Here is a 24,505-nt window from a genome sequence, read left to right as displayed (position 1 = left end):
GCGGCGGCGGGTGGTGCAGTGGCGGCGTGCGCGCGGGGCCGCCGTCGGCGTCACCCGTGGAACGCCTCCCGCGTGCGAGGGGTGGGGCAGCTGGTTAGCCTGCCGGGACGAGGCCTGCCCTCGCGAGGCGGGGGACTTCGCCTTTCGACCCGCATGGAGGCACGCCGTGCGCCACTCCAGGACCTCCGCCCTGACCTGTCTGGGCGCCCTGCTGCTGGGCTCCACGCTCGCGGGCGGCCATCCGTCCGCGGACGCCCGGAGCGCCGCGCGGCAGTGCCCGGCGGGCCAGATCTCGAAGGGCGGTACGTGCCTGCCGGGTGACACGGAGGAGTTCACCGCGCGGCAGGTCACGGACGCGCTGGCGAAGTACAAGCTGACCGCGGCGATGGCCGGGGTGTGGGTCGACGGCGAACGCGTCACGGCCGCCGCAGCCGGGGAGACGGTGACCGGCTTCCCCGCGACGACGGACATGCGGTTCCGCATCGGCTCGGTGGCGATCCCCTACCTGACGACCGAGCTGCTCAGGCTGGTCGACCAGGGCAGGGTCACGCTCGACGACAAGCTCTCGCGCTGGCGCCCGGACCTGCCGCACGCGGACGCGATCACGCTGAAGATGCTGGCATCCGCCTCCTCCGGATACGCGGACTACGTCACGGACAAGGCCTTCATCGCCGCCCTCTACAAGGACCCCTTCCGGCACTGGACCGGGGAGGAGCTGGTGCGGATCGCGGTCTCCCGGCCCATGGCCCGGCCGCCCGGTTCGGGATTCGCCTACTCGCACGCCAACTGGGTGCTCCTGGGCGACATCATCTCCCGGGTGGAGCAGCGGCCCCTGGGCGAGGTGATGCGCGAGAACGTCCTCGAACCGATGGGCCTGACCCACACCGCCATCTCGTCCAGGGCCGAGATCCCCGCGCCGGTACTGCACGGCTTCGACAACGAGCGCGGCGTGTTCGAGGACTCCACCTACTGGAATCCGTCGTGGACGGTCGCGGAGGGGGCGGTGATGACCGCGACGCTGGAGGACATGGCGAAGTCCTTCACGGCGATCGGCGAGGGAAAGCTGCTGACGCCCGAGTCGCACCGGCTCCAGGTCACGCCGGTCGTCAAGATCAAGGACAACGCCTGGTTCGCCCTGGGGCTGCCGGTGGAGAACACCTGGATCGTCCAGAACCCGTCGTTCGCGGGGTACGCGGGCACGGTCGCCTATCTGCCGTCCCGGAAGCTCGCCATCGCGACGGTGGCGACCCAGGGCCTCGGCAGCACCATCCAGAACGCCAGCTCGAACGTGCTCCAGGCGATCGCCGCCCACCTGGCGCCGGAGCGCCCGCTCACCCTGGGCTGAGCCGCCCCGCGCCCGCCGGGACCGGATCGGCGGCGGGCGCGGGACGGGGGCGAAAGGGATCAGGGGCGGTGCAGGCGGACCGGCAGGGTCTCGACGCTGTTGCCGATGAAGCTGCGCTGGTGCGGGAGTCCGGCCTCGGGGGTGGCGAGGTCGAGGTCGGGGAAGCGGGTGAACAGCCGCTCCAGGGCGGTGGAGGCCTCCAGGCGGGCGAGCGGGGCGCCCACGCAGTAGTGGGCCCCGTGCCCGAAGGAGAGGCTGCGGGAGGCCGTGGGCCGGGTGATGTGGAAGCGGTCGGCGTCAGGGCCGTGGAAGCCCTCGTCCCGGCCGGCCGCGGTGTAACCGGCGAGGACCGGGGTGCCCCGCGCGATGACGGTGCCGCCGACGGTCAGGTCGCGGGTGGGGTACCGGAAGGGGAACCAGCTGACGGGGCCGTCCCAGCGCAGCGTCTCGTCCACGACGTCCGACCAGGTCGCCTTCCCGTCCAGGACGAGGGCCAGCTGGTCCCGGTGCGTGCACAGGGCACGGACGGCGTTGCTGATGAGGTTGAGGGTGGTCTCGTGGCCCGCGACGAGCATCAGGCGCATGGTGCCGACGAGTTCAGCCTCGCTGAGGCGGTCGCCGTCGTCCTCGCGGGCGGCGATCAGGGCACTGGTGAGGTCCTCGCCGGGGACCGCCCGCCGGGTCGCGGCGATCGTGCCCATCAGCTCGACGAGCTCGCGTACGGCTGCCATCGCCTCGGCCGGGGTGGTGTCGGTGGCGATGATCACCTTGTGGGACAGGTGGTGCAGGCGGCCCCGGTGCTCGGGGTCGACGCCGAGCAGCTCGCAGATGACGCTCATCGGGAGCGGGAGTGCGAAGTGCTCGCGCAGGTCGGCGACCCCGTCGGGGGATCCGGCCGCGGCCCGGTCCAGGCCGTCGAGGAGTTCGGCGGTGAGTTCCTCGACGCGCGGGCGCAGGCGTTCCACCTGGCGGGCCGTGAAGGCCTTGCCGACCAGGGCCCGCAGCCGGCGGTGGTCGTCCCCGTCGGCGGTGTGCATGCCCTGGGCGTTGGCGAAGGCCCGCAGCGGCCAGTCACGGGGGATGCTGCCGTCGTGCAGGCCGGGGAAGTGCCGGGCGTCCTTGGCCACTTCGGGATGGGCGAGGAACTCCTTCAGCGCGTCGTGGCCGAGGACGACCGCTCCGGGCACCCCGCCGGGGAGCACGACCTGTGCGACCGCGCCGTGCGCGGCGCGCAGCCGGGCGTTGAGGGCGTGGGGGCAGCCGCCGGCGGGGTCGATCACGTACGGGGTGCCCGGGCCGGCGGGGGTGTGCGGGACGGGTGTGGTGTGCGACGACAAGCCGGATCTCCTGATCTGATGGACGCAACTCGGTCAACAGTGCGATGCGGGAGCCGGGTTGACAAGCCCGTACCCCTGACGCCCCGGGACGGGGGTGATGACGGCGCGGCGTCAGCGCACCGGTTCCCGGACCGGAGCCTTGTGCCCGGCCTGCGCGATGAACGCCCGGGCGGCGCGGTCACCGTGTCCGGCGGGCTGCGGGCGGGCGAACCGTCGTAGGGTCGGCGTATGACTCTCGAAGGCAGGGTGGCCCTCGTCGCGGGGGCGACGCGCGGGGCGGGGCGGGGCATCGCGGTGGAGTTGGGCGCGCAGGGCGCGACCGTGTACGTGTCGGGGCGCAGCACGCGGGGCCGGCGGTCGGAGTACGACCGGCCCGAGACGATCGAGGAGACCGCCGAGCTGGTCACGGCGGCGGGTGGCCGGGGGATCGCGGTGGCCGCCGACCATCTGGTGCCGGCGGAGGTCGAGGCGCTGGTCGGGCGGATCGACTCGGAAGAGGGCCGGCTGGACGTCCTGGTGAACGACATCTGGGGCGGTGAGCTGCTCTTCGAGTGGGACAGCACGGTCTGGGAACACGACCTGGACAAGGGGCTGCGGCTGCTGCGGCTGGCGGTGGACACGCACGCCATCACGAGCCATTGCGCGCTACCGCTGCTGCTGCGCGAGCCGGGCGGTCTGGTGGTGGAGATGACGGACGGCACCGCCGACTACAACGCGACCCGCTACCGGGTCTCCTTCTTCTACGACATCGCCAAGTCGGCGGTGCTGCGGATGGCGTTCGCGCTGGGGCACGAGCTGGGCCCGCGCGGCGCCACGGCCGTGGCGCTGACCCCGGGCTGGCTGCGGTCGGAGATGATGCTCGACGCCTTCGGTGTGACGGAGGAGAACTGGCGGGACGCGCTGACCGCGGTCCCGCACTTCGCGATCTCCGAGACCCCGGCGTACGTGGGCCGCGCGGTCGCGGCCCTCGCCGCGGACCCGGAGGTGTCCCGCTGGAACGGCCGGTCCCTCTCCAGCGGGCAGCTGGCCCGGGTCTACGACTTCACCGACCTGGACGGCAGCCGCCCGGACGCCTGGCGCTACCTGGTCGAAGTCCAGGACCCCGGCCACCCGGCCGACCCCACCGGCTACCGCTAGGGGGTGTCCTCCGGGCGGGCGGCGAGGCGGTGGGTGAGGCCGTCCAGGACGCATTGGAGGCCGAAGGTCCAGATCGTTCCGGGGTGGTAGCCGGCGACGGCGGTGCCGACGCGGCCGGCGAGCGGGTAGCGGTCGGGGTCCAGGGCGCGTTCCAGCAGCGGGGCGCTGACGGCCCACCAGTCCTCCTGGCTCTGGCGGCTGTTGTGGTCGGCGTCGTCGGCGGCGGCCAGCGCGTTGGCGTGCACGAAGCCGAGCAGGTGCGTGAGGGCGGCGTCCATCTCGGTGTCGGTGAGGCCGATGCCGTCGAAGGCCGCCAGTTCGTACTCGTACTTCCCGATCACTCCGGGGCCCAGCGGCGGGCGGGTGACGGCCAGGTCCGCGATCCAGGGGTGGCGCAGCATCAGGTCCCGGTTGTCCTCGGCGATCCGGGTGACGTGGACCTGCCAGGGCTCGCCCTGGTCCACGGGCCGGCGTTCCATGTGCAGGTACGCGTCGTCGAGCATCAGGTCGAGCAGTTCGGCCTTGCCGGGGACGTACGTGTAGACGGTCATCGGGGTAACGCCGAGGCGCTGCGCCAGCGCCCGCATGGTCAGAGCGGCCAGCCCCTCCTCGTCGGCGAGGACGGTCGCGGCCCGCACCACGGCGTCCACGCTGAGGCCCTGCCGGGGGCCGCGCCGCCCGGCCTGCACCGGCCGGCCGGGCTCGCGCCACAGCAGCTCCAGCGTGCGGACGGGGTCTCCCGCCCCGCTCCGGTCCTTCACCATGTCGCGGCCTCCGAGCATTCACCGTTAATTGGCTACACCGTATAGAGTACAACGTATAGAGTAAAGCGCAGAGAGTAAGCCGAGACGCCGCACCTCGAGGAGTTCCGTGCACATCGCCGCCGACAACCACCAGGTCATCCAGGTACGAGGAGCCCGCGAGAACAACCTCGCCGACATCTCGCTGGACATCCCCAAGCGTCGTCTGACGGTCTTCACCGGCGTCTCCGGATCCGGGAAGTCCTCCCTCGTCTTCGGCACCATCGCAGCCGAGTCGCAGCGGATGATCAACGAGACCTACACCGCCTTCGTCCAGTCCTTCATGCCGACCCTCGGCCGGCCGGACGTGGACGGACTGCACAACCTCAGCGCCGCCATCGTGGTCGACCAGGAGCGGATGGGGGCGGGTTCCCGCTCCACCGTGGGTACCGCCACCGACGCCTACACCATGCTGCGCATCATCTACTCCCGTGTCGGTACGCCCCACATCGGCACGTCCAGCGCGTTCAGCTTCAACAACCCCGACGGGATGTGCCCCCGCTGCGAGGGCGTCGGCGAGGTATCCGACATCGACGTGGACCAGCTCGTCGACCGCGAACTCTCGCTCAACGAGGGCGCGATCACCGTCCCGGGCTTCGCCGTGGACTCCTGGTACTGGCAGAACATGGCGAACTCCGGTTTCTACTCCCCCGACACCAAGCTCAAGGACTTCACCGACCAGGAATGGGCCGACTTCCTCCACAAGGGCTCGGTGAAGGTGAAGTCGGGCTCGAACGGCTTCACCTACGAGGGCCTGATCACCAAGATCACCCGCCTCTACCTGGCCAAGGACCGCGAGTCCATGCAGCCGCACATCCGGGCCTTCGTGGACCGTGCGGTCATCTTCACCGCCTGTCCGGACTGCGGCGGTGCCCGCCTCTCCGCGGCCGCGCTGTCCTCGCGCATCCACGGCGTGAACATCGCCGAGTGCTCGTCGATGCAGATCAGCGAACTGGCCGGGTTCGTACGCCGGATCGAGGATCCCTCGGTGGCGCCGATGCTGGCCAACCTCCGGGGCCTGCTCGACTCCCTCGTCGAGATCGGCCTGGGCTACCTCAGCCTGGACCGCCCCTCCGGCACGCTGTCCGGCGGCGAGGCCCAGCGCGTGAAGATGGTGCGGCACCTGGGCTCCTCCCTCACCGACGTCACGTACGTCTTCGACGAGCCGACCACCGGCCTGCACCCGCACGACATCCAGCGGATGAACGACCTCCTGCTGCGGCTGCGCGACAAGGGCAACACCGTGCTGGTCGTGGAGCACAAGCCCGAGGTCATCGCGATAGCCGACCACGTCGTCGACCTCGGCCCGGGCGCGGGCACTGCGGGCGGACAGCTCTGCTACAGCGGGGACGTGGCCGGGCTGCGCACCTCCGGCACCCTCACCGGACGCCATCTCGGACACCGGGCGCGCCTGAAGGAGTCGGTGCGCGGCCCGCGCGGCCACCTGTCGGTCAAGGGCGCCGACCTGCACAACCTCAAGGACGTCAGCGTGGAGGTGCCGCTCGGCGTGCTGACGGTGGTGACCGGTGTCGCCGGCTCCGGCAAGAGCTCGCTGATCCACGGCTACCTGGCCGGGCGCGAAGGGGTGGTGGTGGCCGACCAGTCGCCGATCCGCGGCTCGCGCCGGTCCAATCCGGCCACCTACACCGGGCTGCTGGGGCCGATCCGGACCGCCTTCGCCAAGGCCAACGGCGTCAAGGCCGCGCTGTTCAGCGCGAATTCGGAAGGAGCCTGCCCGAAGTGCAACGGCCTCGGGCTCGTCTACACGGACCTGGCGATGATGGCCGGGGTGGCCACGGTGTGCGAGGAGTGCGAGGGCAAGCGCTTCACCCCGGAGGTGCTGACGTACCGGCTGCGCGGCAAGAACATCAGCGAGGTGCTGAACATGCCGGTGGCGGAGGCGCACGAGTTCTTCGCCACCGGCCAGGCCCGGACCGTCCTCGGGCGACTGGCGGACGTGGGCCTGTCGTACGTACGGCTCGGCCAGCCGCTCAACACCCTGTCGGGCGGTGAGCGGCAGCGGCTGAAGCTCGCGATCAGCATGGCGGAGAAGTCCTCCACCTACATCCTGGACGAGCCGACGACCGGACTGCACATGGCCGATGTCGACAAGCTGCTGGCCCTGCTGGACCGGCTCGTCGACGACGGCAACTCGGTGATCGTCATCGAGCACCACCAGGCGGTGATGGCACACGCCGACTGGCTGATCGACATCGGTCCCGGCGGCGGGCACTCCGGCGGCCAGGTCGTCTTCGAGGGCACCCCGGCGGCCCTGGTGGCCGACGGGGACACCCTGACCGCCCGCCACCTGCGGGAGTACGTGGGCAGCAACGCATAGGGCGGTGCGGGGCGGCGCCCGCCGCGCTCTCTGCGGGGCGGGCCCGTTCCGGCCGGGGCCGCCCCTCCCGCCCCCGGGGGGCTACGGCAGGCGCAGTTCGCGGTCCTCGCCGAGCGGGGCGAAGAACCGTTCCACGTCGGCCCCGGTGACCTCGGCGAGTGTCGGCGGGCACCAGCGGGGGGCGCGGTCCTTGTCGACGACCTGGGCCCGGATGCCCTCCACCAGGTCGGGCGAGGTGAGCGCGTTGCAGGAGACCCTGAACTCCTGGGCCAGCGCCTGTTCCAGCGTTTCGAGGGCCGCGGCCCGGCGCACGGCGGCGAGGGTGGTCTTCAGCGCGGTCGGGGACTTGGCCAGGATCGTCTCGGCAGCCTCCTTCGCCTCCGGCTCGCCCTGGCCGAGCAGCCGTTCCACGATCTCCTCGACCGTGTCGGCCGCGTAGCAGTGGTCGATCCAGGAGCGCCGGCCCGCGAGTACCCCGGGGGCGGGCGTGACGGCGTACCGCGGCAGCACCTCCTGGGCGGGGGCCCCGGCGAGCGCGGCGGTCAGCTCCGGGAGGCGTTCGGCGGGTACGAAGTGGTCGGCGAGCCCGCACAGCAGCGCGTCCGCGGCGCCCACGGCGGTGCCCGTGAGGGCGAGATGGGTGCCGAGCCGGCCGGGGGCGCGGCCGAGGAGCCAGGTCCCGCCGACGTCCGGGACGAAGCCGATGCCGGTCTCCGGCATGGCGACGCGGGAGCGTTCGGTGACGACGCGGACGCTGCCGTGGGAGGAGACGCCGACGCCGCCGCCCATGACGATGCCGTCCATGAGGGCGACGTAGGGCTTGGGGTAGCGGGCGATGCGCGCGTTGAGCCGGTACTCGTCGCGCCAGAAGCCGGCCGAGGCGGTGTTCCCGGCCTTGGCGTCGTCGTGGATGGCCCGGATGTCGCCGCCCGCGCACAGCCCGCGCTCGCCGGATCCGCGGATGAGGACCTGCTGCACGGCGGGGTCGTCCGCCCACGCGTCGAGGGCCTCGGCGATCCGGAGCACCATGGGGTGGGTGAGGGCGTTGAGGGCCCGTGGCCGGTTGAGGGTGACCACGCCGGTCCGGCCCTCGACGCGGAACAGGACGGTGTCGTCGGCGGAAGGGTCGGGGGCGGCGGTCTCGGATACGGTCTTCACGGCGATCAGTATGTCCGCGACGCCGGGCGCCGGCCCGGGTGCCCCGGACACCCCCTGGTCGCGGGGCCGGGACCGGTGGGCGCGCCAGGCGGCCAGGGCGTCCGGGCGGGCCCCGCCGGGGTGCCGGGCGTACCAGTCACGCAGGAAGCGGTTGAACTCGAACTGGGCTCCGACCTCCTGGGGTTCGGCCGCCCGGGCCCGGGTCGCATGCCAGTGCTCCACCGCCTCGGCGAGGGTGTGTCCCGCGTGTCCGGCGATGTACTCGCGCATGAAGGCGTCGAAGCGGAAGCCGGGGCCGATCTCGCGGACGAAGTACTCCCGCAGCACCTGGCTGCAGCGCTGCCCCTGCGGGATCACCGTCGTGCCGTCGACGGGTGCGGCGAGCCCGCGTCCCGCCGCACGGCGGGGCGCGGCGGCCGCCGGGGGCACCGGCACGGGCAGGCCGTCGAGCGCGGCGGCGAGGCGGGCGGTGACGGCGGCCTTCCCGCCCCGGACCGGTACGCCCATCTGCCGTGCCAGTACGGTCAGTTCGGCCAGGGTCCAGTACCAGCGCAGCAGTTCGGCCCCGGTCAGCGCCGTCGACAGGAGGGGGCGGACCTCCCCCGCATTCGTACTCATGTTCGCATTCTAGGGGGTTCGCAGCTCCTGCCGGGCCCTGCCGGGTCCGTCCGGGTCCTCGACGTCGTGCGCGACATGCGGGTGCGCAGCCGCGGTGCGTCCGGCCCCGTCTGACAGGCTTTCCTCTCCGACCGAGCGCCCGGAGCGGCCCCACCGCACCCGGCTCCGAAGGAGAGCGCATGCCCGCCGACCCGAACGGCCTCGTCCTCGGCGAGGACACGGCCCTGGTCCTCATCGACCTGCAGTCCGGCATCCTGGCCCTGCCCACCACCCGGCCCTCCCCCGAAGTCCTGGGGCGGGGCATCGCGCTCGCCGAGGCGTTCCGCGCGCGGCGGCTGCCCGTGGTGCTGGTCAAGGTGGCCTGGTCGCCGGACGGCGGTGACCTCCCCACCGCGAACGTGGACCGCCCGGGCCGGGCCGCCGCCCCGCCCGCCGCGTTCTCCGAGATCCCCGCCGAGCTGGCCGCCCTCGGGGACGTGGTCGTCACCAAGCGCCACTGGGGCGCCTTCACCGGGACCGAGCTGGACCTGCAGCTGCGGCGGCGCGGCATCCACCGCATCGTGCTGGCCGGCATCTCCACCAGCGCCGGGGTCGAGTCCACCGCCCGTACGGCGTGGGAGCTCAGCTACGACCTGGTCTTCCCCGAGGACGCGACCGCCGACACCGACCCCGATTCCCACGCCCACACCTTCGGCAAGATCTTCCCGCGCATCGGCAAGGTGAGCACCACCGACGAGGTCATCGCCGCCCTGCGCCCCTGACCGCCCGCCCGGACCCGCCCGCACGCGACCGGACGCACGGGCCACCCGGTCCCGTGGACGGGAGCGCGCGGGGGCGTCAGGCCGTAACCGCGGGGGCTCCCGCCGGTTATCAGCGCGGGCGACGAGGGAGTACGCATGGCACAGCAGCACACGACGTCCCTGCGGCTGCGCCTGCGGTACCGGTTCGACACCCTGGTGGCGGGCGGAACCGCCCCGCTCATCGGATGGCTGGCACTCGGCTGCCTCGCCGTCGTGGTCCCGGCGAGCGCGGTGCTCGTCTGGGCCGACCGGGCCGCCCCGGCGACCCTGCCGGGGCGGCTCACGGCCGTATGGGTCACCGTCGGGCAGACCCTGAAGCTCGGGGGTGCGGTCGGCTCGCCGCTGTACGTGCTGGCCTCGGTGACGCTCGCCCTGGTCGCCCTGCTGTTCGTGTCGACGCTGGTCGGTCTGATCACCACCGGTATCAACCAGCGCCTCATGTCGCTGCGGCGCGGGCACTCCACAGTGCTGGAGGCGGGGCACACGGTCGTCCTGGGCTGGTCCGACCAGATCTTCCCGGTGGTGGCCGAGCTCGTCGCGGCCAACGCCAACCAGCGCCGGTCCGCCATCGCCGTCCTCGCCCCCAAGGACAAGGTGGACATGGAGGACGAGATCGCCACCGGCCTCGACGACACGGGAACCCGGACGGGCGCGGGCGCCACCCGGATCATCTGCCGCAGCGGCCCCACCACCGACCCGACCGTACTGGCCCGGGTGAGCCCGCAGACGGCGAAGGCCGTCCTCGTGCTGCCGCCCGACGGGGACCGCGGCGACGCCCAGGTCGTGAAGACCCTGCTCGCCCTCGACGCCGCGCTCCCCCGTCCGCGCGACGCGGTGGTGGTCGCCGCGGTCCGCGACACCCGCAACCACTTCACGGCCCGGCTGGCGGCCGGTCCCGGCGGGCACGTGCTGTGCGCCGACGAGATCATCGCCCGGCTCCTCGTCCAGACCGCCCGGCAGCCCGGGCTCTCCCTCGTCTACCAGGACCTGCTGGACTTCGCCGGGGACGAGTTCTACACCGTGGCCGCCGCGGGACTCGCCGGAGGCACCTTCGGGGAGGCCCTGCTGGCGTTCACCACGTCCTCGGTGGTCGGTCTCCTGCACCCCGACGGCCGTGTCGCGCTCAATCCGGACCCCGGTACAAAGATCGGCGCGGGCGACCGGATCGTCCTGGTCTCCGAGGACGACGACACGGCCGTGCCGGAGCCGGCGGGCCCCTGGGTCGACGAGGACGCGATCGTCACCGCCCGCCCCCGGCACCGTTTCGCCGAACGCCTGCTCCTCCTCGGCTGGAACCGGCGCGCCCCGCTCGTCGTGGAGCAGCTCGACGAATTCGTCAGCGCCGGCACCACGCTGGACGTCGTGGCCCTCGGCGACGAGGCGACGCTGCGGGCCGCCGCCGAGATCGCGGCGGCCCGCAGCCGTCTCGACGTGGCCTTCCACAGCGGGGACATCACCGACCCGGACGTCCTGGCCAAGCTGGACGTGCCCGCGTACGACAGCGTGATCGTGATCGGCGAGCCGGACCGCGAGAGCGCCGCCCCGGCCGCGCCGCCCGAGGCGGTCCCGCCCGCCTTCGCCCCGGAGTCCGGGCGCGGCACGGACGACGACCGGACGCTGGTGACGCTGCTGCACCTGCGGGCCATCGGGGAGGCCGCGGGCCGCGAGATCCCGCTGACCACCGAGATGTCGGACGACGCCAACCGCCTGCTCGCTCCCGCGCGGGCCGGCGCCGACTTCATCGTCAGCGGCCGCCTGATCAGCCTGCTGATGACACAGATCTCGGAGAGCGGGTATCTCGCCGCCGTCTTCGAGGAGTTGTTCAGGGCGGAGGGCAGCGAGTTCTATCTGAGGCCCGTGGCGGACTATGTACGGACCGACCGGGAGGTCGCGTTCGCCACGCTGGTGGAGTCGGCGCGCCGCCGCCGGGAGTGCGCGGTCGGCTACCGCCTGCGGGCGGAGGCCACCACCGCCCCCTCCTACGGGGTGCGGCTCAATCCCGACAAGCGGCAGCGGGTCCGCTTCGGCGAGCACGACTGGGTGATCGTGCTCGCCGAGAGCTGAGACACCGGCCCGGGGCCCGGGCCGGCGCTCACCCCGAGGTGTGGACCTCCAGCGCGGTGCGCACCGCGGACTCCAGCGCTCCCTCGATCCACGCCGGCTTGACGGAGGTGTGGCAGCCGGCGAAGTGCAGGTTCCCCTCGGCGCCGCGCACGTGCGGGAAGAGCTCGGTGTGCTGGCCCGGCAGCAGTACGGAGGCCTCGCCGTAGGCGTACGGGTCACGCATCCAGGACTGGGTGCGGCCGACGCCGGTGTAGAACACCTCGATCCGCTGCCCGAACACCTCCTGGACGCCCGCGAGGGCACGGGGGTAGCGCTCGTCGTCGTCGAGGGAGTCCCACTTCAGGGCGTCGTCCGACCAGCTGTAGGAGGCGAGCACGACCCCGCCCGGGCTGCCCTCGACGGGGTAGGACGGCTGGAACATGAAGCGGTTGGGGTTGTCGGTGGCGGAGCCGCCGCCGATGACTCCGGCGGCCTCGGGCTGGTCCCGGCCGAGGCTTCGGCAGGCCGCGTAGTGCGCCCGCTGCGCGCCGGAGATTCCGCTGCGCGGTACGGAGGAGTGCGCGCCCAGCAGCGCGCCGTCCTCCGGTGTCCGCCCGAGCTGGTACGCGCGGTACAGGCCGGGCCGTACGGCTTCCAGTTCGCGCTTCCAGTCGGCCTCGTCGAACTCCCACCAGCGGCGGCTGAACTCCAGCAGCACCTTGGTGGCCGCGTCGTAGTGCAGTTCGGTGATCGCGCGCCGCTTGCCGTAGGAGAGCGCGGGGGTGACCGGGATGTGACGCAGTCCGGAGAACGGGACGGTGATGATCGCGGCGTCGGCGGTGAAGGTCTCCCGCTGCACGGGGCGGCCGCCGCGGCCCTCGGAGACGGTGTCGACGGTGACCCGGCCCTCCCCGTGGGTGATCCGGGTGGCGCGGCGGTCGAGCCGCACGATGTCCTCGACCCGGGCGTAGAGCGCGTCGGCCAGGGTGGCGGTGCCGCCGGGCAGTTCGAAGAAGGCGGTGTCGGGGCTGATGAGCGAGGCCCCGATGAAGCTGTGCACGAAGGCGAGATGGAGCCGGGAGGTGAGGTTCTCGACGGTTCCGATCAGGTCGATGGTGCGCTCGTCGAGCTTCGCTTCCTCGGTGAGGTAGCGGTACATCGACATGTGGCCGTAGCGCTGGATGATGCGGGCCCAGCCCTCCACGAGCGCCTTGTCCTTCTTGCCCTCGATCTCCTTGCGCACGGGGGCGAAGGCGTTCCGGACGATCTGCGCGGCGGGGACCGCCTCGTACGCCGCCGGCACCCCGAAGGAGCGGTTCAGGGTCTGCGGGGCGCGCGCGTAGTCGGCGCGGCGGACGCGGACGCCGTTGACGAAGATCCAGGTGCGGTAGGCGGGACGGCCGGAGCCGTCGACGTCGACCAGGTGGAAGCGCCTGCGCTTCAGGCCGAGGCTGTCGATCAGGCCGGTGACCAGGGGATGGCTGTCGGGGATCCGCATGGCGCCGGCCTCGGCGTACTGCTTGGGGTCGGCGAAGGCGGCGGGGGACTTCTCGTGCCCGCCGGTGCGGAAGGTCTTGATCCGGCCGCCGACGCGGTTGCCGTTGGCCTCGATGACGGTGACCTCGTGCCCGGCCCCGCGCAGCAGGTGGGCGGCGGTCAGGCCGGCCGGCCCGGCGCCGACGACCAGTACCTTCCGGCGGGGCATGCGGGAGCGCGGCAGGCCGTTCCTGAGGAGGATGTCCGCGTAACCGGGCACCAGGGGCTCGTCGTCGTCACCCCGTACGAGGACGGCCCGCGCGACGGTGAGGCAGGTCTCCCAGTCGGGGCGCGCGGATCCGGACGGCACCTGCGGGGTGCCGGCGGACGCGGTGGCGACCGTGAGGGCGCCGGCTCCCGCGGCCACGGCCGCTCCGGCGCCTGCGATGACCGTGCGACGGGAGGGCCGGCGGGCGGGGTCCGCCGCGGGCCCGGAGTCGGGGCCGGCGCCGGGGTCGCTGCCCGGGTCGCGGCCGGGGCCGGCGCCGGGGTCGGGCATCGGGGAAGAGTCGATGATCATGGAGCCACTCTCCCGGGCCCTCGGGTGCCTCGGACGCCGAAAGCCGCCCCGCCCGTAAATGATCACCCGGACGTGCGGTCCGGCGTGCACGGCGCTGACGTACGGGCATTCGTACGCCGGCGTGCGCTCAGCGCACCAGCCGCACCCGCTGGCTGGTGAGTTCGTACCGGGCGCCCACCACGGCCAGCGTCCCCGCGGCGACCCGGGCGGCCATCTCGGGCTCCGCGGCCAGCCTGCCCCGTACCAGCCGTACGTTCGCGGTGATCGCGGCATCGGTCCGCGCGGCTCCCCGCAGCCGGCGGTCGATGGCGGGGCGGATCTGGTCGACCAGGTACTGCATGTGCCCCGGGAGGCGCGGCCCGCCCTCCGCCGCCCGCACGGCCGCGCCGACGGCCCCGCACGACTGGTGCCCCAGGATCACCACGAGCGGGATGCGCAGCTCCAGGACCCCGTAGGCGATGCTCCCGAGGACCGCCTCGTCCAGGACCTCGCCCGCCGAGCGCACGGTCAGCAGATCACCGAGACCCTGGTCGAAGACCAGCTCCGGCGGAACCCGGGAGTCGACGCAGCCGAGGACGACGGCGAACGGATGCTGGCCGGCGACCAGCGTGCGCCGCACGGTCCGCGTCTGGTCGGGGTGCCGCTCGTGGTAGGTCCGCCAGCGCCCGTTCCCCGTCACCAGTTCGCGGAGCGCCGCTTCGGGGGTGGTGGGCCGCGATCCGGCCCCTCCCCCCGGCGGTGTGGCCATGGGCACGTGGGAGGAGCCGGCGACCAGCCCGGCCCCGACGGCGGCCACGCCCGTCAGCACCGCCCGGGCCAGCCGACGCCGCCCCGGGAGCTCTCGACCTTCAGCTTCGACACTCACATCGGGACAAACTATGCATTGTTCCTCGCCTGATTCGGCAGGACACCCGTGTCGCTGCCGGTGTCGCCGTCGCGGTCGCTGTCGCGGTCGCCGTCGCGGTCGCTGTCGCGGTCGCCGTCGCGGTCGCTGTCGTGCAGGAAGCCTCCCGACTGGTGCTTCCACAGCTTCGCGTAGGCGCCCTCGGCCGTGAGGAGCTCCTGGTGCGAGCCCTGTTCCACGATCCGGCCGCGGTCGAGGACGACCAGCCGGTCCATGCCGGCCACCGTGCTCAGCCGGTGCGCCACCACCAGGGCCGTCCGGCCCTCCATGAGCCGCCACAGCGCCTCCTGGACGAGGATCTCGCTCTCGGAGTCCAGCGCACTGGTCGCCTCGTCGAGCAGCAGGATCGGCGCGTCGCGCAGGACGGCCCGGGCGAGGGCGACCCGTTGGCGCTGCCCGCCGGACAGTTTGACGCCGCGTTCACCCACCATGGTGTCGAATCCGTCCGGGAGCGCGTCGGCGAACTCGGTGACGTGCGCGGCCTCCGCCGCACGCCGGATCTCGGCCTCGGTGGCGCCCGGCCGGGCGAACGCGATGTTGTCCCGCAGCGTACGGTGGAACATCGCCGGGTCCTGCGGGACGTAGGCGAGCCGGCTGCGCAGGTCCGCCTGGCTCAGACGGCTGATGTCCTGACCTCCGATCAGGATGCGGCCGCCGTCGACGTCCGTCATCCGCAGCAGCAGCCGGGTGAGGGTGGTCTTGCCACCGCCGGAGCGGCCCACGAGACCGATCTTCGACCCGCTGGGCACATCCAGTTCCAGCCCCTCGAAGAGCGGCCGCCCTCCACCGTGGGTGAAGTTCACCTGCTCGAACCGGACGCCCGAGCCCTCGGTCCGCAGCGGTTCCGGCGTCTCCGGGTCGAGCACCGTGGGCGGCTGCAGCAGCAGTTCGGTGAACTGCGCGGCCTCGGTCATCGAGCTCTCCAGACGGCGGTAGATCTGGTTGAACTCGAACATGATGCGGGTCGCGTTGGCGTAGTAGGTGAAAGCGACGATGATCGTCTCCACCCCGTGCTCCCCCGCGCCGAGGGCGACGGCGAGCACCAGGCCCAGCACGTTGGTCAGTACGGACAGGGGCGCGACCAGCGTGTCGATGCGCAGGTTGCCGTAGTCCCACGAACGCAGCATCAGCCGCCGCGACTGCGCGACGCGCGACCGGTGTTCGGCCGCCTCACGGTCCTCGGCGGCGAACGCCCGGACCGTGTCCATGTTCATCAGGCTGTCGGCGACGTGCCCCGAGACCCGGGCGATCGCCTCCTCGCGCCGGGCGACCAGGATCTGGCGGCGGCGGATGAGGGGCGCGGCGCACACCGCCGTCAGGGTGATCAGCGTCAGGAGGCCGGCCACGAGCATCGGGTCGTACTGCCACAGCACCACCGATGCGAAGAGCAGCGGTACGAAGCTGCCCATGACCGAGAAGGCCAGCGTGTCGACGAACTCCTCGAAGCGGGAGGCGAAGCTGAGGACCCGCTTGGTCAGCGACCCGGCGAAGTTGTCGTGGAAGAACGCCGCGTCCTTCGCGAACAGTTCGTCCATGCCGATGATGTAGAGGTGCTCGATGCCGTGGGCGTCGAGGCGGTTCAGGCAGTGCAGCCCCACCCGCCAGAGCGTCTCGCCGAACAGCAGCACCCCGGCGAAGCCGAGGACGTAGGGCAGCATGGCGTCGAAGCCGGCGGAACCGCCCCCGGCGACCCGGCCGACGAGCTTCGCGACGATCAGTGGCGCGATGTAGAAGATGCCGATGTTGCCCAGCGCCGGGAGCAGCATGGCCGGACCGGTGAACCGGCGCAGGCGCGCCAGTTCCCGTCCGTAGTAGCGAAGTGCGAGGAGAACCGAACCCCTGCTCGGCATGTTCTCGTGCGATTTTGGCGAACCCATCCCAAACCCTGTGTTGTCGGACCAGCAGGACAGGAGTCGGAGTGTCCCGTACGGGCGCCGGGGCGGTCCACGCGTTTTCTTCCTGTCGGAACGTGCAGTCGCTGACGTGTGCCAGGCGCTCGTCCCCCGTGATGTACACGGTGGCCTGTCAACCGAACCAACTGAGCTGTCTTCGCAGGTCAGACCGGGTATCTGCTAGCTTCCCGATGTGCTTGATGAGCAGCGGTCCGGAAGGGACCTGAGGAACTTTGTCCTGTCTGAGTTAGGCCAGTTCCTGAAGACGGGAGATCCTGGGAGCCGTACAGGGTGCTGGATGGTCTCGGGAGGCCGGTCGAGCCCGCTGCGCTCTACCTCAAGGAGCTGATGGCGAGGGACAGTTCGCCGTTGACGCCACGTTCGTCTTGGAAGCCGAACGGGAAGGCTGGCTCGGCGAGATCGAAGGGCTGCAGAGCAGCCTGACCCACGCCGAGGAGAAGCTTGCCCAACTCGACGCCCAGATCTCCCGGAAGCAGGAGTCTGTCGACCTGGGAATTCCTACCTTCCGAGAGATCGCTGCTCGTACCAGTGCGGTGGCCACCCCGCCGGGGCCTGCGTGACTGAATGGCTTTACTCCGGCGTCTCAGCGGACACCGCCGCAGCGCGCGGCGCTTGGACGGGCTTCAGCCACGGATGATCTACGCCTCCCCGGGGCCCGGCCACCGGCCAGTTCTACGGGCGGCGGGCCAGTAGGTGGGTGTCGAGGAAGCCCCGTTCGGACGCTGGGTCGTGGAGCAACCGAGCTACCGTTACGAGTCCGGCCCCGGTCAGCAACTCGGCAAACTGGTCCGCCGGCCAGCTATAGGCAGGCGCCACCTTATGGTCGAAGCGGACAGGCTCCGGCCCCTCGGTTCCGAAGAAGGACGCCAGGAGCAGGCCCCCTGGTGCCAGGACAGGCGCCTGCTCAGCGAGCAGCGCGGGCAATTCTTCAGGTGGGGTATGGATCATCGAGTAGTGGGCCAGCACTCCGCCGAGCGCGCCGTCCTCGACCGGCAGGGCCTCCATTCGTGCTTCGTCGAACCGCAGCCCCGGATGGGCCCGCCGGGCATGGGCGACCATAGCCGGAGAGAGGTCAAGCCCGAAGGAGTCCAACCCCAAGTCGTGCAGCATGGCCGTCAAGTGGCCGGGTCCGCACCCGACATCGGCTGCCCGTAGGTTCCCCGTGCCACGCACGAGCTCGGCGAAGGTGCCGATCATGTTCCGCGCGAACGGCTGCGTCTCCAACCGATTGGCGAACATCGACGCATACAGTTCGACGACCCCGTCGTAGGCCGCCCCGGTCTCGTCCTGGTGTTTCAACACGGGAAGGAAGCTAACACCCGCGCCGTTCAGAGCAGTTCATCGGCCTCATACCTGGCCCTTCCCCGCAGGACTGATCGTCCTGTCACCTGACCATGGGACACCCCGGTAGTTCGGAGAAGTTCACCCAGCCCCACATGCCGCTCGGTGACATCACGTTCGTCCACCAGCGGCTCGGACACTCCGCGCCGCTCACCGGTTCGAGCAGGTCACCGCGACCGGGGCCCGCACCGCCCATACCGCGGGCCGGGGGCGCATCGGGGCCGACAGGCCTGTACGGCAAGGGGGGAAGGGGGCGGCACCACAAATCAGTGGAGCCGCCTCGCTGTGCGCCGTTACCGTGCTGCCGAACAAGTCGTCCAGGCAAAGGCGTTCCGTTGTACACCCTGTGAGACCCCCCGACTGCTGACTCGTCGCGCGTCGCGCATCCGCGCCGCGCTCCTTTCTGCTGCGGTCTTCTCACTGGAACCGGTGTACTTCTGTGCTCAATACCTGGGTGGTCGCTCCCACCTGCCTGCCCCTCGTTCTCCGCCGATGCCACACGTGCACGTCCGAGCGCTTCCGGGCGAACGGCAAATTCCGCGTCAACGCCAACCACAAGCTCCTCGACGCCTGGCTCCTCGCCCTCTGCACCGCTTGCGGGGACACGGCAAAACTCACAGTCCTGGAGCGGGTGCACGTGCGCTCCGTACGACCCGGGCTGCTGGACCGACTGCATGACAACGACCCGGGCCTGGCAGCCGAACTGCTCCAGGACCCGGTCGTGCGGCGCCGCAACCACATCGCCCTCGACTGGCACGGCGCCTGGCGCCTCGACACCGGCGGTTCGGATCACCTGGACCGCGAGGTGATCGACGTCTCGGTCCGCTTCGCAGCACGCATCCCTGTCCGGCCGGTGCGACTGATCTCGGAGGGGTGCGGTCTTTCGCGGGCCGCGGTCGAGAGACTGATCACGGACGGGAAGCTCGTCTCGGCGGTCCGGCTGAGCGGCAAGCTTTCCGGGGACTTCACCTTCACGCTCAAGCGCTGACCCTCCCCCGGGGCCGTGGGCCTGTCCGGCGGGATCCGCCGGGCAGGCCCTTGCGGACCTGCGTGCACCTGTTCCAGGAGCAGCTCGGGGTCGATCCCGGCGCTCGCCGCAGCGGGTGAGATCCTGAACGGATGAACGAGACATCCGCTGCTCTGGCGACGGCCCGGTGGCCGCTGACCGCGGCTGGGGAGACCGACTGGCTGCGGGAGCTCGCCGACGATGACGGGCTGACCGGCTTCATGCCGCCGGCACTGCCCGACGCCGCCTGGGTGCTCCACACCATGTACGAACACGAACTCGGGCCCACCGATATGTCCTATGCCGCGTATCAACGAGCTGTACTGAATGGCGGCGGGCCCGAGGTCATCCCGGGCCTCGACCCCGCGGACGTGTTCGGGGGAACGCCGGGCGAGCCCCCGGGCCCCCGTTGGCGCCGGCTGCGCTGGGCGGAACTCTCGAAGCGGACCGGTGATCCCGTGGCGCCCGAGGGGCGGCTGCCCTGCTACCGCTCCTTCCCCTCGCTCCGGGAACCGAGCGGCTGGCCGGTCGGTATCGCGGGGCCGTCCGAGGGCAGTCTGGACCGTACCGACTGGAACCGCCTGGTCGACATCCTCACCGAGCACAGCCCGCAGGGGCCGGAGACCCGCTGCATGGCCTACTACAACCCGCTGTTGCAGAGGGCCGAGGACTTCGGCAACCTGCATGTCCGGGCCGGCACGCTCGCGGATGCCAAGGCACTGTACGACCACCCGGACGAGGACGGTTGGACCCCGTCCAACCTCTGGGCCCAGGACCGCTCCTGGGCCCTCTGCACGGACTACGACCTCTGGGCCACCAAGGTCGTGGGTCCCGCCCCGCTCATCGAGGCCCTCCTGAACGACAGGGAGATCGAGGCCCTCCGACTCCCCTGGGCCCACTGATCCCGACCGCCTGGTCCGGGAACGACCAGGTGTGACCAGGAGCCGTATGAGTGCCGGTGGCCGCCTCAGCGCCCCCGGGGGTCCCGCGGCTCCGGGGGTTCCAGGGCTTCGCGGGTGCCGAGCCGGCGGAACACCTCGTACGCCTCCTGTTCGCACTCGCGGGCCGTGCCGGTCCCGCCCTGGGCCCGTGCGGCGCGGGCCAGGTCCCGCAGGGTGCGGGCGCGCCACAGCGGCAGTTGCAGCTTGTCCCACAGCCCGAGGGACTGCCGCAGGGTCTCGGTCGCCGTCTCCCAGTCGGAAGCCGCGAGATGCCACTCACCGAGGGTGCGCAGGACGAGGGCCTCGCCGAACATGTCCTGGCGTTTGCGGGTGATCTCCAGGCACCGGTCGAGCCGCTGCCGGGGCTCGGTCATCCGGCCCTGCCGGAACTCGGCCTTGGCCAGCGACAGGCTCGCGTACATGACGCCGTAGACGTCGTCCGTCTCCTCGAAGATGGCGAGGGACTCCCGCAGCAGGGCCTCCGCACCGGCCATGTCACCCCGCGCCCGGTGGCACAGGCCCAGTGAGCGCAGCGCGAGCGCCTCGCCGTGCCGGTCCTGGGCGGTGACGTACAGGCGGTGGGCGTCGGAGAGCGCCTCCCACGCCTCGTCGTCGCGGCCCTGCTCCCGGTGGACGTAGCCGATGCCGTACAGCACATGGGCCATGGACGAGATGTCCTCCGGCTCCCGGTACCGTTCGAGCGCCGAGGTCAGCAGGGGCAGCGCCTCGTCGAATCGGGCCTGTTCGCGGCGGGCGGCGCCCATGCCGGCCCGCGCGCCCGCGCTGCCGGTGCGTACGGACCGCTCCTCGAACAGGCGCAGCGCCCGTGCGAAGAACTCGTAGGCCTCGTCGAAGCGGTCCTGCTCCAGGCGGAGTTGGCCCAGGCCGTTCAGCAGCCAGGCCTCGCCCTCGACGTCCCCGCCCCGGCGTACCGCCGCCAGGGCCGCCTCGTGGGAACGGGACCAGGCGTCGAACTGGTTGTAGAGGGCCGCGGAGGCGGCCATGAGGGTGGCGGCGAGTTCGCGGGCGGAGTCGAACATTCCGTGGTCCGCGCAGTGGATGACGGCGGCCAGCAGGCACGGCTGCTCGGCGGCGAACCACGCGGCCGGCTCGTCCGTCAGGTGGGCCGATACGTCCGTCGGCGGGACCGGCTCGCCCGATGCCCGTGCCGACCCGCCCGAGGCCACTGCCGGCCCGCCCGAGGCCCGTGCCGGCCCGCCCGAGGCCCGTGCCGGCCCGTCCGTGGCGGGGACGGGGAGGAGCCGTGACGCGCCGCCCGGGCCGTGGGCCGCCGCGATACGGGCCATGGTCAGCCAGCGGTCGACCAGTCTGCGCACCGCCGTCTCCCGGTCCTCCCGCAGCTCGTCGGCCAGGCAGCGCTCCCGGGCGTACTCGCGCGCCAGGTCGTGGATCCGGTAACGCGTTCTGCCCGTCTCGTCGGTGCCCACGACCTCCACGAAGTGGCAGTCCACGAGTTGTTCGACCGCGTCCTCCGCGTCGTCCTCGCTCACCTCCAGGAGCGGCCCGGCGACCCACGCGGCGAAGTCGGGCAGATCCATCAGAGCCAGACGCCGCAGGGCGCGCTGCTCCTGCTCGGCCAGGTCCGCATAGCCCATGCCGAGGCTCGCGCGCACCTCCAGGTCGCCCGCCTGCAGCTCGTCCAGCCGACGGCGCTCGTCCCCCAGGCGCGACACGAGCCGCGCCGGTGTCCAGTGGGGCCGGGCGGCGAGACGGGCACCGGCGATCCGGACGGCGAGCGGCAGCCGGCCGCACAGCGCGACGATCTCGGCGGCGCGGTCCGGATCCAGCGCGGGCCGGGTCGGACCGGCCACGCGGGCCAGCAGGTCGAGCGCCTCCGTTTCGGACGGCACCCCCAGATCGAGGTGGGCTGCGCCCTCCAGCGCGACGAGCCGGCGGCGGGCGGTGATCAGCACGGCCGAGCCGCCGCCCGGCGGCAGCAGCGGGCGCAGCAGGGCCTCGCTGACAGCGTTGTCGAGGACGAGCAGGACCCGGCGGCGCGCGATGTGCGTGCGGTACAGCCCGAGGAGGTCCTCGTCGCGCGCCGGGGTCTCCGGGTCGACTCCGAGGGCACGCAGCAGTCTGGCCAGGGCGTCCACGGTCCGTACCGGCTCGGAGTCCGAGGCGCGCAGGTCCACGAACAGCTGTCCGTCGGGGAAGAGCGCGGCGGTGCGATGGCCCACGTGGACGGCCAGGGCGGTCTTGCCGGTGCCCGACCGGCCGGAGATCACCCCGATGGGCGGCGCGGTGCGCAGCGGGTCGCGCACGTTCTCCAGCAGGGCGGTCGCCCAGGCCGTCTGTTCGGTGCGGCCTATGAAGTCCGATGCGTCGGGCGGGAGTTGGGTGGGCACCGGCTGACCGGTGCCGTGGTGGGGCCGTTCGGCACGGCGGGCTGCCGGAGTGCCCTCGCCGGGGCCCGGGGCAGCCGCGGCCGGTGCCGGCCCGGGTCTCTTCCCGGCGGGCGCGGCCCTTCGGGCGGCCGGCGCTCCCAGCACCGTGGTGTCCGCCCGGAGCAGGGCCTGGTGCAGCGCGCGCAGTTCCGGGCCGGGGTCCGCGCCCAGTTCCGTACGGAGCAGCCGGCGGCCCTCCTCGTAGCAGCGCAACGCGTCGGGCATCCGGCCGGTGCGGAACAGGGCGGTCATCAGCTGGCCGCGCGGGCGCTCCCTGAGGGGGTGGGCGGCGACATGGGCGACGAGTTCGGAGACGAGATCCGTACGGCGGTCCAGATCCAGTTCGGCGGAGAAACGGAACTCCTGCGCCTCCAGGCGGAGTTCCGTCAGGCGTAGGGCCTCCACCCGGGCGAAGGACTGACCGAGCCCTTCCAGGGCGTCCCGGCCGCGCCACAGCCGCGACGCCGCCTGCAGGGTCTCGACGGCCTCCTCGGCCCGCCCCTCGACGGCCGCCCTCCGGCCGGCCGCGAACGCCTTCTCGAAACGACGGACATCCACGGCGGCGGGCGGGAACTCGGCGACGTACCCCGGGGTGCGGGTACGGATGGCCTCCGCGCCCTCCGTACCGGCCAGGGCCCGGCGCAGTCCGGAGACGTGCGACGCGACGAGCGCCCGCGCGGTGGCGGGCGGCTCCTCCTCCCAGACCAGATCGACCAGCCGCCCGGCGGACAGCACCTCACCGAGATGGACGACGAGGGCCGCGAGGATCGCGGTCGGCTTGGCGCCCTTCAGCGCGATCCGGTGTCCCCCGCTCAACACCTCGACCGGACCCAGAAGGCAAACGTCCACCGCGTCCCCCGATTTCACGTTCCGCATCCGGGGACAACGCGTCGGCCCCCATTGAGGTGTACGTCCGGCACCGGGCCTCCGGTTTCACGGATGCCCGATGTGGCGCAGGGGTGACCGAAACCCGTCCGGTCCGGCGATGCGGGTGGCCCGTTCCCGGCGGTGCAGGCGGTGCAGGCGTCCTGCAGCGGATCTGCATCGATCCTGCACCGCCCGCCTCGACGCTGTGAGCGTGACGGACATCATCCTGCTCTCGGACCCCCGGGTCGCCGCCACGCGTGTCACCGAGAACGGTGAACCCCTGGTCGACGCCCGGGGGGTCGCCGCACTACGGGTCGACAGGCGGCAGACCGACCACGACGGCTCGTACGCACATCTGCGGGCGGACGTGCTGCGCCGGCTCCTGCTCGCACAGGAGGCACTGCCCGCGGGTATCCGCCTGCTGATGGTGGAGGGCTTCCGGCCGCCGGCGCTGCAGCGCCGCTACTTCGACGAGTACGCGGCGACGCTGCGCACGGCGCATCCGGGCGCCGGACCGGACCGGATCCGCGAGCTGGCCAGCGCGTACATCTCGCCCCCGGAGGTCGCCCCGCACGTCAGCGGCGGTGCGGTGGATCTGACGCTGTGCACCGCCGACGGTGCCGAACTGCCGCTCGGTACGGAGGTCAACGCCACCCCCGAGGAGAGCGAGGGGGGCTGCCGCACCGCCGCGCTCAACGTCGGTGCCGAAGCCCGGGCCCACCGGGCGGCGATGGGCCGGGCGATGACCGCCGCCGGGTTCGTCAACTACCCGACCGAGTGGTGGCATTGGTCGTACGGGGACCGGTACTGGGCGCTCCTGACCGACGCGCCGGCGGCCAAGTACGGTCCCGCCTCCCTGAGCCCGACGACAGCCTGAGACAGCCGGACCCCGGGGGAACACCGTGGAGAACACCTGCATCACGACGCCGAGCACGAGCACGGGCACGAGCACGGGCACGAGCGCAAGCACGAGCACGGGCACGGGCACGACGGCATTCACCGACCACATGACCGCCGCCGAGTTCGACGAGGCGTTCACCGCCGTGATGCCGAGGCTGCGGCGCCGGCTGCTGGCCCTGACCGGCAATCCGCACGACGCCGACGACCTGCTGCAGGAGACGTACCTGAGACTCTCCCGCCGGGCACGCGCCCACAGCCTGACGCGTCAGCAGCAGCCCTACGCCTACACCTGCGCGGCGGCGCTGAACCTGCTGCGCGACCTGTGGCGGCACCCCTCGCGCCAGGAGCGGTGCACCGACCGGCTGCCGGAACACGGCTGGGACGGCGGCTTCGCCGGGAGGGAGGCCGAGGCGGTGGCGGCCGCGCTGCTGCGTGGGCTGTCCCCCAAGGAGGCGGCGGCCGTGATCCTGGTCGACATCGAGGGCCTGACCCACGACATGGCGGGGGAACGGCTCGGCGCGCACCGCGGCACCGTGCAGCGCAACCGTATGCGCGGCCTCGCCAAGATCCGCGCCGCGCTCGCCGCATAGGAG

The 24,505-nt window shown here is 72.4% G+C and carries 18 protein-coding genes and 1 pseudogene; 10 read left to right on the top strand and 9 right to left on the bottom strand.

Annotated elements, in window-relative coordinates; genetic code table 11:
* Positions 1-166 precede the first annotated feature (166 nt).
* Positions 167-1,345 (top strand): serine hydrolase domain-containing protein, encoded by a 1,179-nt coding sequence (locus NRK68_RS29325; RefSeq protein ID WP_183064025.1) that lies wholly within the window; start codon positions 167-169, stop codon positions 1,343-1,345.
* A 59-nt stretch (positions 1,346-1,404) separates the two neighbouring features.
* Here the strand turns inward: NRK68_RS29325 and NRK68_RS29320 are convergent, their stop codons facing one another.
* A complete protein-coding gene (locus NRK68_RS29320; protein ID WP_183064024.1) occupies positions 1,405-2,682 on the bottom strand; it encodes a cytochrome P450 family protein in 1,278 nt (425 codons plus the stop codon).
* Positions 2,683-2,910: 228 nt separating this feature from the next.
* Between NRK68_RS29320 and NRK68_RS29315 the strand changes: the two genes are divergently transcribed.
* Entirely contained in the window at positions 2,911-3,819 is a 909-nt protein-coding gene (locus tag NRK68_RS29315; RefSeq protein WP_183064023.1) for an SDR family oxidoreductase, read from the top strand.
* Here NRK68_RS29315 and NRK68_RS29310 read toward each other — a convergent pair.
* Entirely contained in the window at positions 3,816-4,583 is a 768-nt protein-coding gene (locus tag NRK68_RS29310; RefSeq protein ID WP_183064022.1) for a TetR/AcrR family transcriptional regulator, read from the bottom strand. The two genes, NRK68_RS29315 and NRK68_RS29310, sit on opposite strands and share 4 nt — an antisense overlap.
* A 106-nt stretch (positions 4,584-4,689) precedes the next feature.
* Here NRK68_RS29310 and NRK68_RS29305 point away from each other — a divergent pair, with 106 nt between their 5' ends.
* Positions 4,690-6,957: an ATP-binding cassette domain-containing protein gene (locus NRK68_RS29305; protein ID WP_257857215.1), complete on the top strand. Its 2,268-nt coding sequence runs from the start codon at positions 4,690-4,692 to the stop codon at positions 6,955-6,957.
* An 81-nt stretch (positions 6,958-7,038) separates the two neighbouring features.
* Here the strand turns inward: NRK68_RS29305 and NRK68_RS29300 are convergent, their stop codons facing one another.
* A complete protein-coding gene (locus NRK68_RS29300) occupies positions 7,039-8,115 on the bottom strand; it encodes an enoyl-CoA hydratase/isomerase family protein (protein ID WP_257857952.1) in 1,077 nt (358 codons plus the stop codon).
* 216 nt (positions 8,116-8,331) lie between these two features.
* Positions 8,332-8,622 (bottom strand): annotated as a pseudogene (locus NRK68_RS29295) (DUF6434 domain-containing protein); the annotation flags it as partial.
* A 290-nt stretch (positions 8,623-8,912) separates the two neighbouring features.
* Between NRK68_RS29295 and NRK68_RS29290 the strand changes: the two are divergent.
* Positions 8,913-9,494 (top strand): isochorismatase family protein, encoded by a 582-nt coding sequence (locus NRK68_RS29290; protein WP_183064020.1) that lies wholly within the window; start codon positions 8,913-8,915, stop codon positions 9,492-9,494.
* A gap of 135 nt (positions 9,495-9,629) precedes the next feature.
* Positions 9,630-11,597 carry a CASTOR/POLLUX-related putative ion channel gene (locus NRK68_RS29285; RefSeq protein WP_257857214.1) on the top strand — a complete coding sequence of 656 codons (1,968 nt, stop codon included), beginning with the start codon at positions 9,630-9,632 and terminating at the stop codon, positions 11,595-11,597.
* A gap of 28 nt (positions 11,598-11,625) precedes the next feature.
* Here the strand turns inward: NRK68_RS29285 and lgoX are convergent, their stop codons facing one another.
* From lgoX to NRK68_RS29270, 3 genes are all read right to left on the bottom strand, one after another.
* Entirely contained in the window at positions 11,626-13,632 is a 2,007-nt protein-coding gene (lgoX, locus tag NRK68_RS29280) for an L-glutamate oxidase LgoX (RefSeq protein ID WP_257857213.1), read from the bottom strand.
* A 127-nt stretch (positions 13,633-13,759) separates the two neighbouring features.
* Entirely contained in the window at positions 13,760-14,497 is a 738-nt protein-coding gene (locus NRK68_RS29275; RefSeq protein ID WP_257857212.1) for a carbonic anhydrase, read from the bottom strand.
* 11 nt (positions 14,498-14,508) lie between these two features.
* Positions 14,509-16,413, bottom strand: coding sequence for an ABC transporter ATP-binding protein (locus NRK68_RS29270; RefSeq protein WP_373023980.1), 1,905 nt, complete (start codon positions 16,411-16,413; stop codon positions 14,509-14,511).
* 401 nt (positions 16,414-16,814) lie between these two features.
* On the opposite strand from NRK68_RS29270, the gene NRK68_RS29265 reads away from it, so the two are divergent.
* Positions 16,815-17,009 (top strand): hypothetical protein, encoded by a 195-nt coding sequence (locus NRK68_RS29265; protein WP_257857210.1) that lies wholly within the window; start codon positions 16,815-16,817, stop codon positions 17,007-17,009.
* A gap of 112 nt (positions 17,010-17,121) precedes the next feature.
* On the opposite strand, the gene NRK68_RS29260 is transcribed toward NRK68_RS29265, so the two are convergent.
* Positions 17,122-17,751 carry a class I SAM-dependent methyltransferase gene (locus NRK68_RS29260; protein ID WP_257857209.1) on the bottom strand — a complete coding sequence of 210 codons (630 nt, stop codon included), beginning with the start codon at positions 17,749-17,751 and terminating at the stop codon, positions 17,122-17,124.
* A 478-nt stretch (positions 17,752-18,229) separates the two neighbouring features.
* On the opposite strand from NRK68_RS29260, the gene NRK68_RS29255 reads away from it, so the two are divergent.
* Positions 18,230-18,778 (top strand): DUF1062 domain-containing protein, encoded by a 549-nt coding sequence (locus tag NRK68_RS29255; protein WP_183064016.1) that lies wholly within the window; start codon positions 18,230-18,232, stop codon positions 18,776-18,778.
* A gap of 131 nt (positions 18,779-18,909) precedes the next feature.
* Positions 18,910-19,698: a hypothetical protein gene (locus NRK68_RS29250; RefSeq protein WP_257857208.1), complete on the top strand. Its 789-nt coding sequence runs from the start codon at positions 18,910-18,912 to the stop codon at positions 19,696-19,698.
* A gap of 65 nt (positions 19,699-19,763) precedes the next feature.
* On the opposite strand, the gene NRK68_RS29245 is transcribed toward NRK68_RS29250, so the two are convergent.
* Positions 19,764-22,964, bottom strand: coding sequence for an AfsR/SARP family transcriptional regulator (locus NRK68_RS29245; protein WP_308296344.1), 3,201 nt, complete (start codon positions 22,962-22,964; stop codon positions 19,764-19,766).
* 259 nt (positions 22,965-23,223) lie between these two features.
* Between NRK68_RS29245 and NRK68_RS29235 the strand changes: the two genes are divergently transcribed.
* Complete coding sequence (locus NRK68_RS29235) at positions 23,224-23,889, top strand: M15 family metallopeptidase (RefSeq protein ID WP_183064013.1); 666 nt, start codon at positions 23,224-23,226, stop codon at positions 23,887-23,889.
* A gap of 130 nt (positions 23,890-24,019) precedes the next feature.
* Positions 24,020-24,502 carry an RNA polymerase sigma factor gene (locus NRK68_RS29230; protein ID WP_183064256.1) on the top strand — a complete coding sequence of 161 codons (483 nt, stop codon included), beginning with the start codon at positions 24,020-24,022 and terminating at the stop codon, positions 24,500-24,502.
* Positions 24,503-24,505 lie beyond the last annotated feature (3 nt).

The sequence above is a fragment of the Streptomyces yangpuensis genome (assembly GCF_024666385.1).
In the GTDB taxonomy this organism is placed as follows: domain Bacteria; phylum Actinomycetota; class Actinomycetes; order Streptomycetales; family Streptomycetaceae; genus Streptomyces; species Streptomyces yangpuensis.
This window is presented reverse-complemented; position numbering and strand designations above follow the sequence as displayed.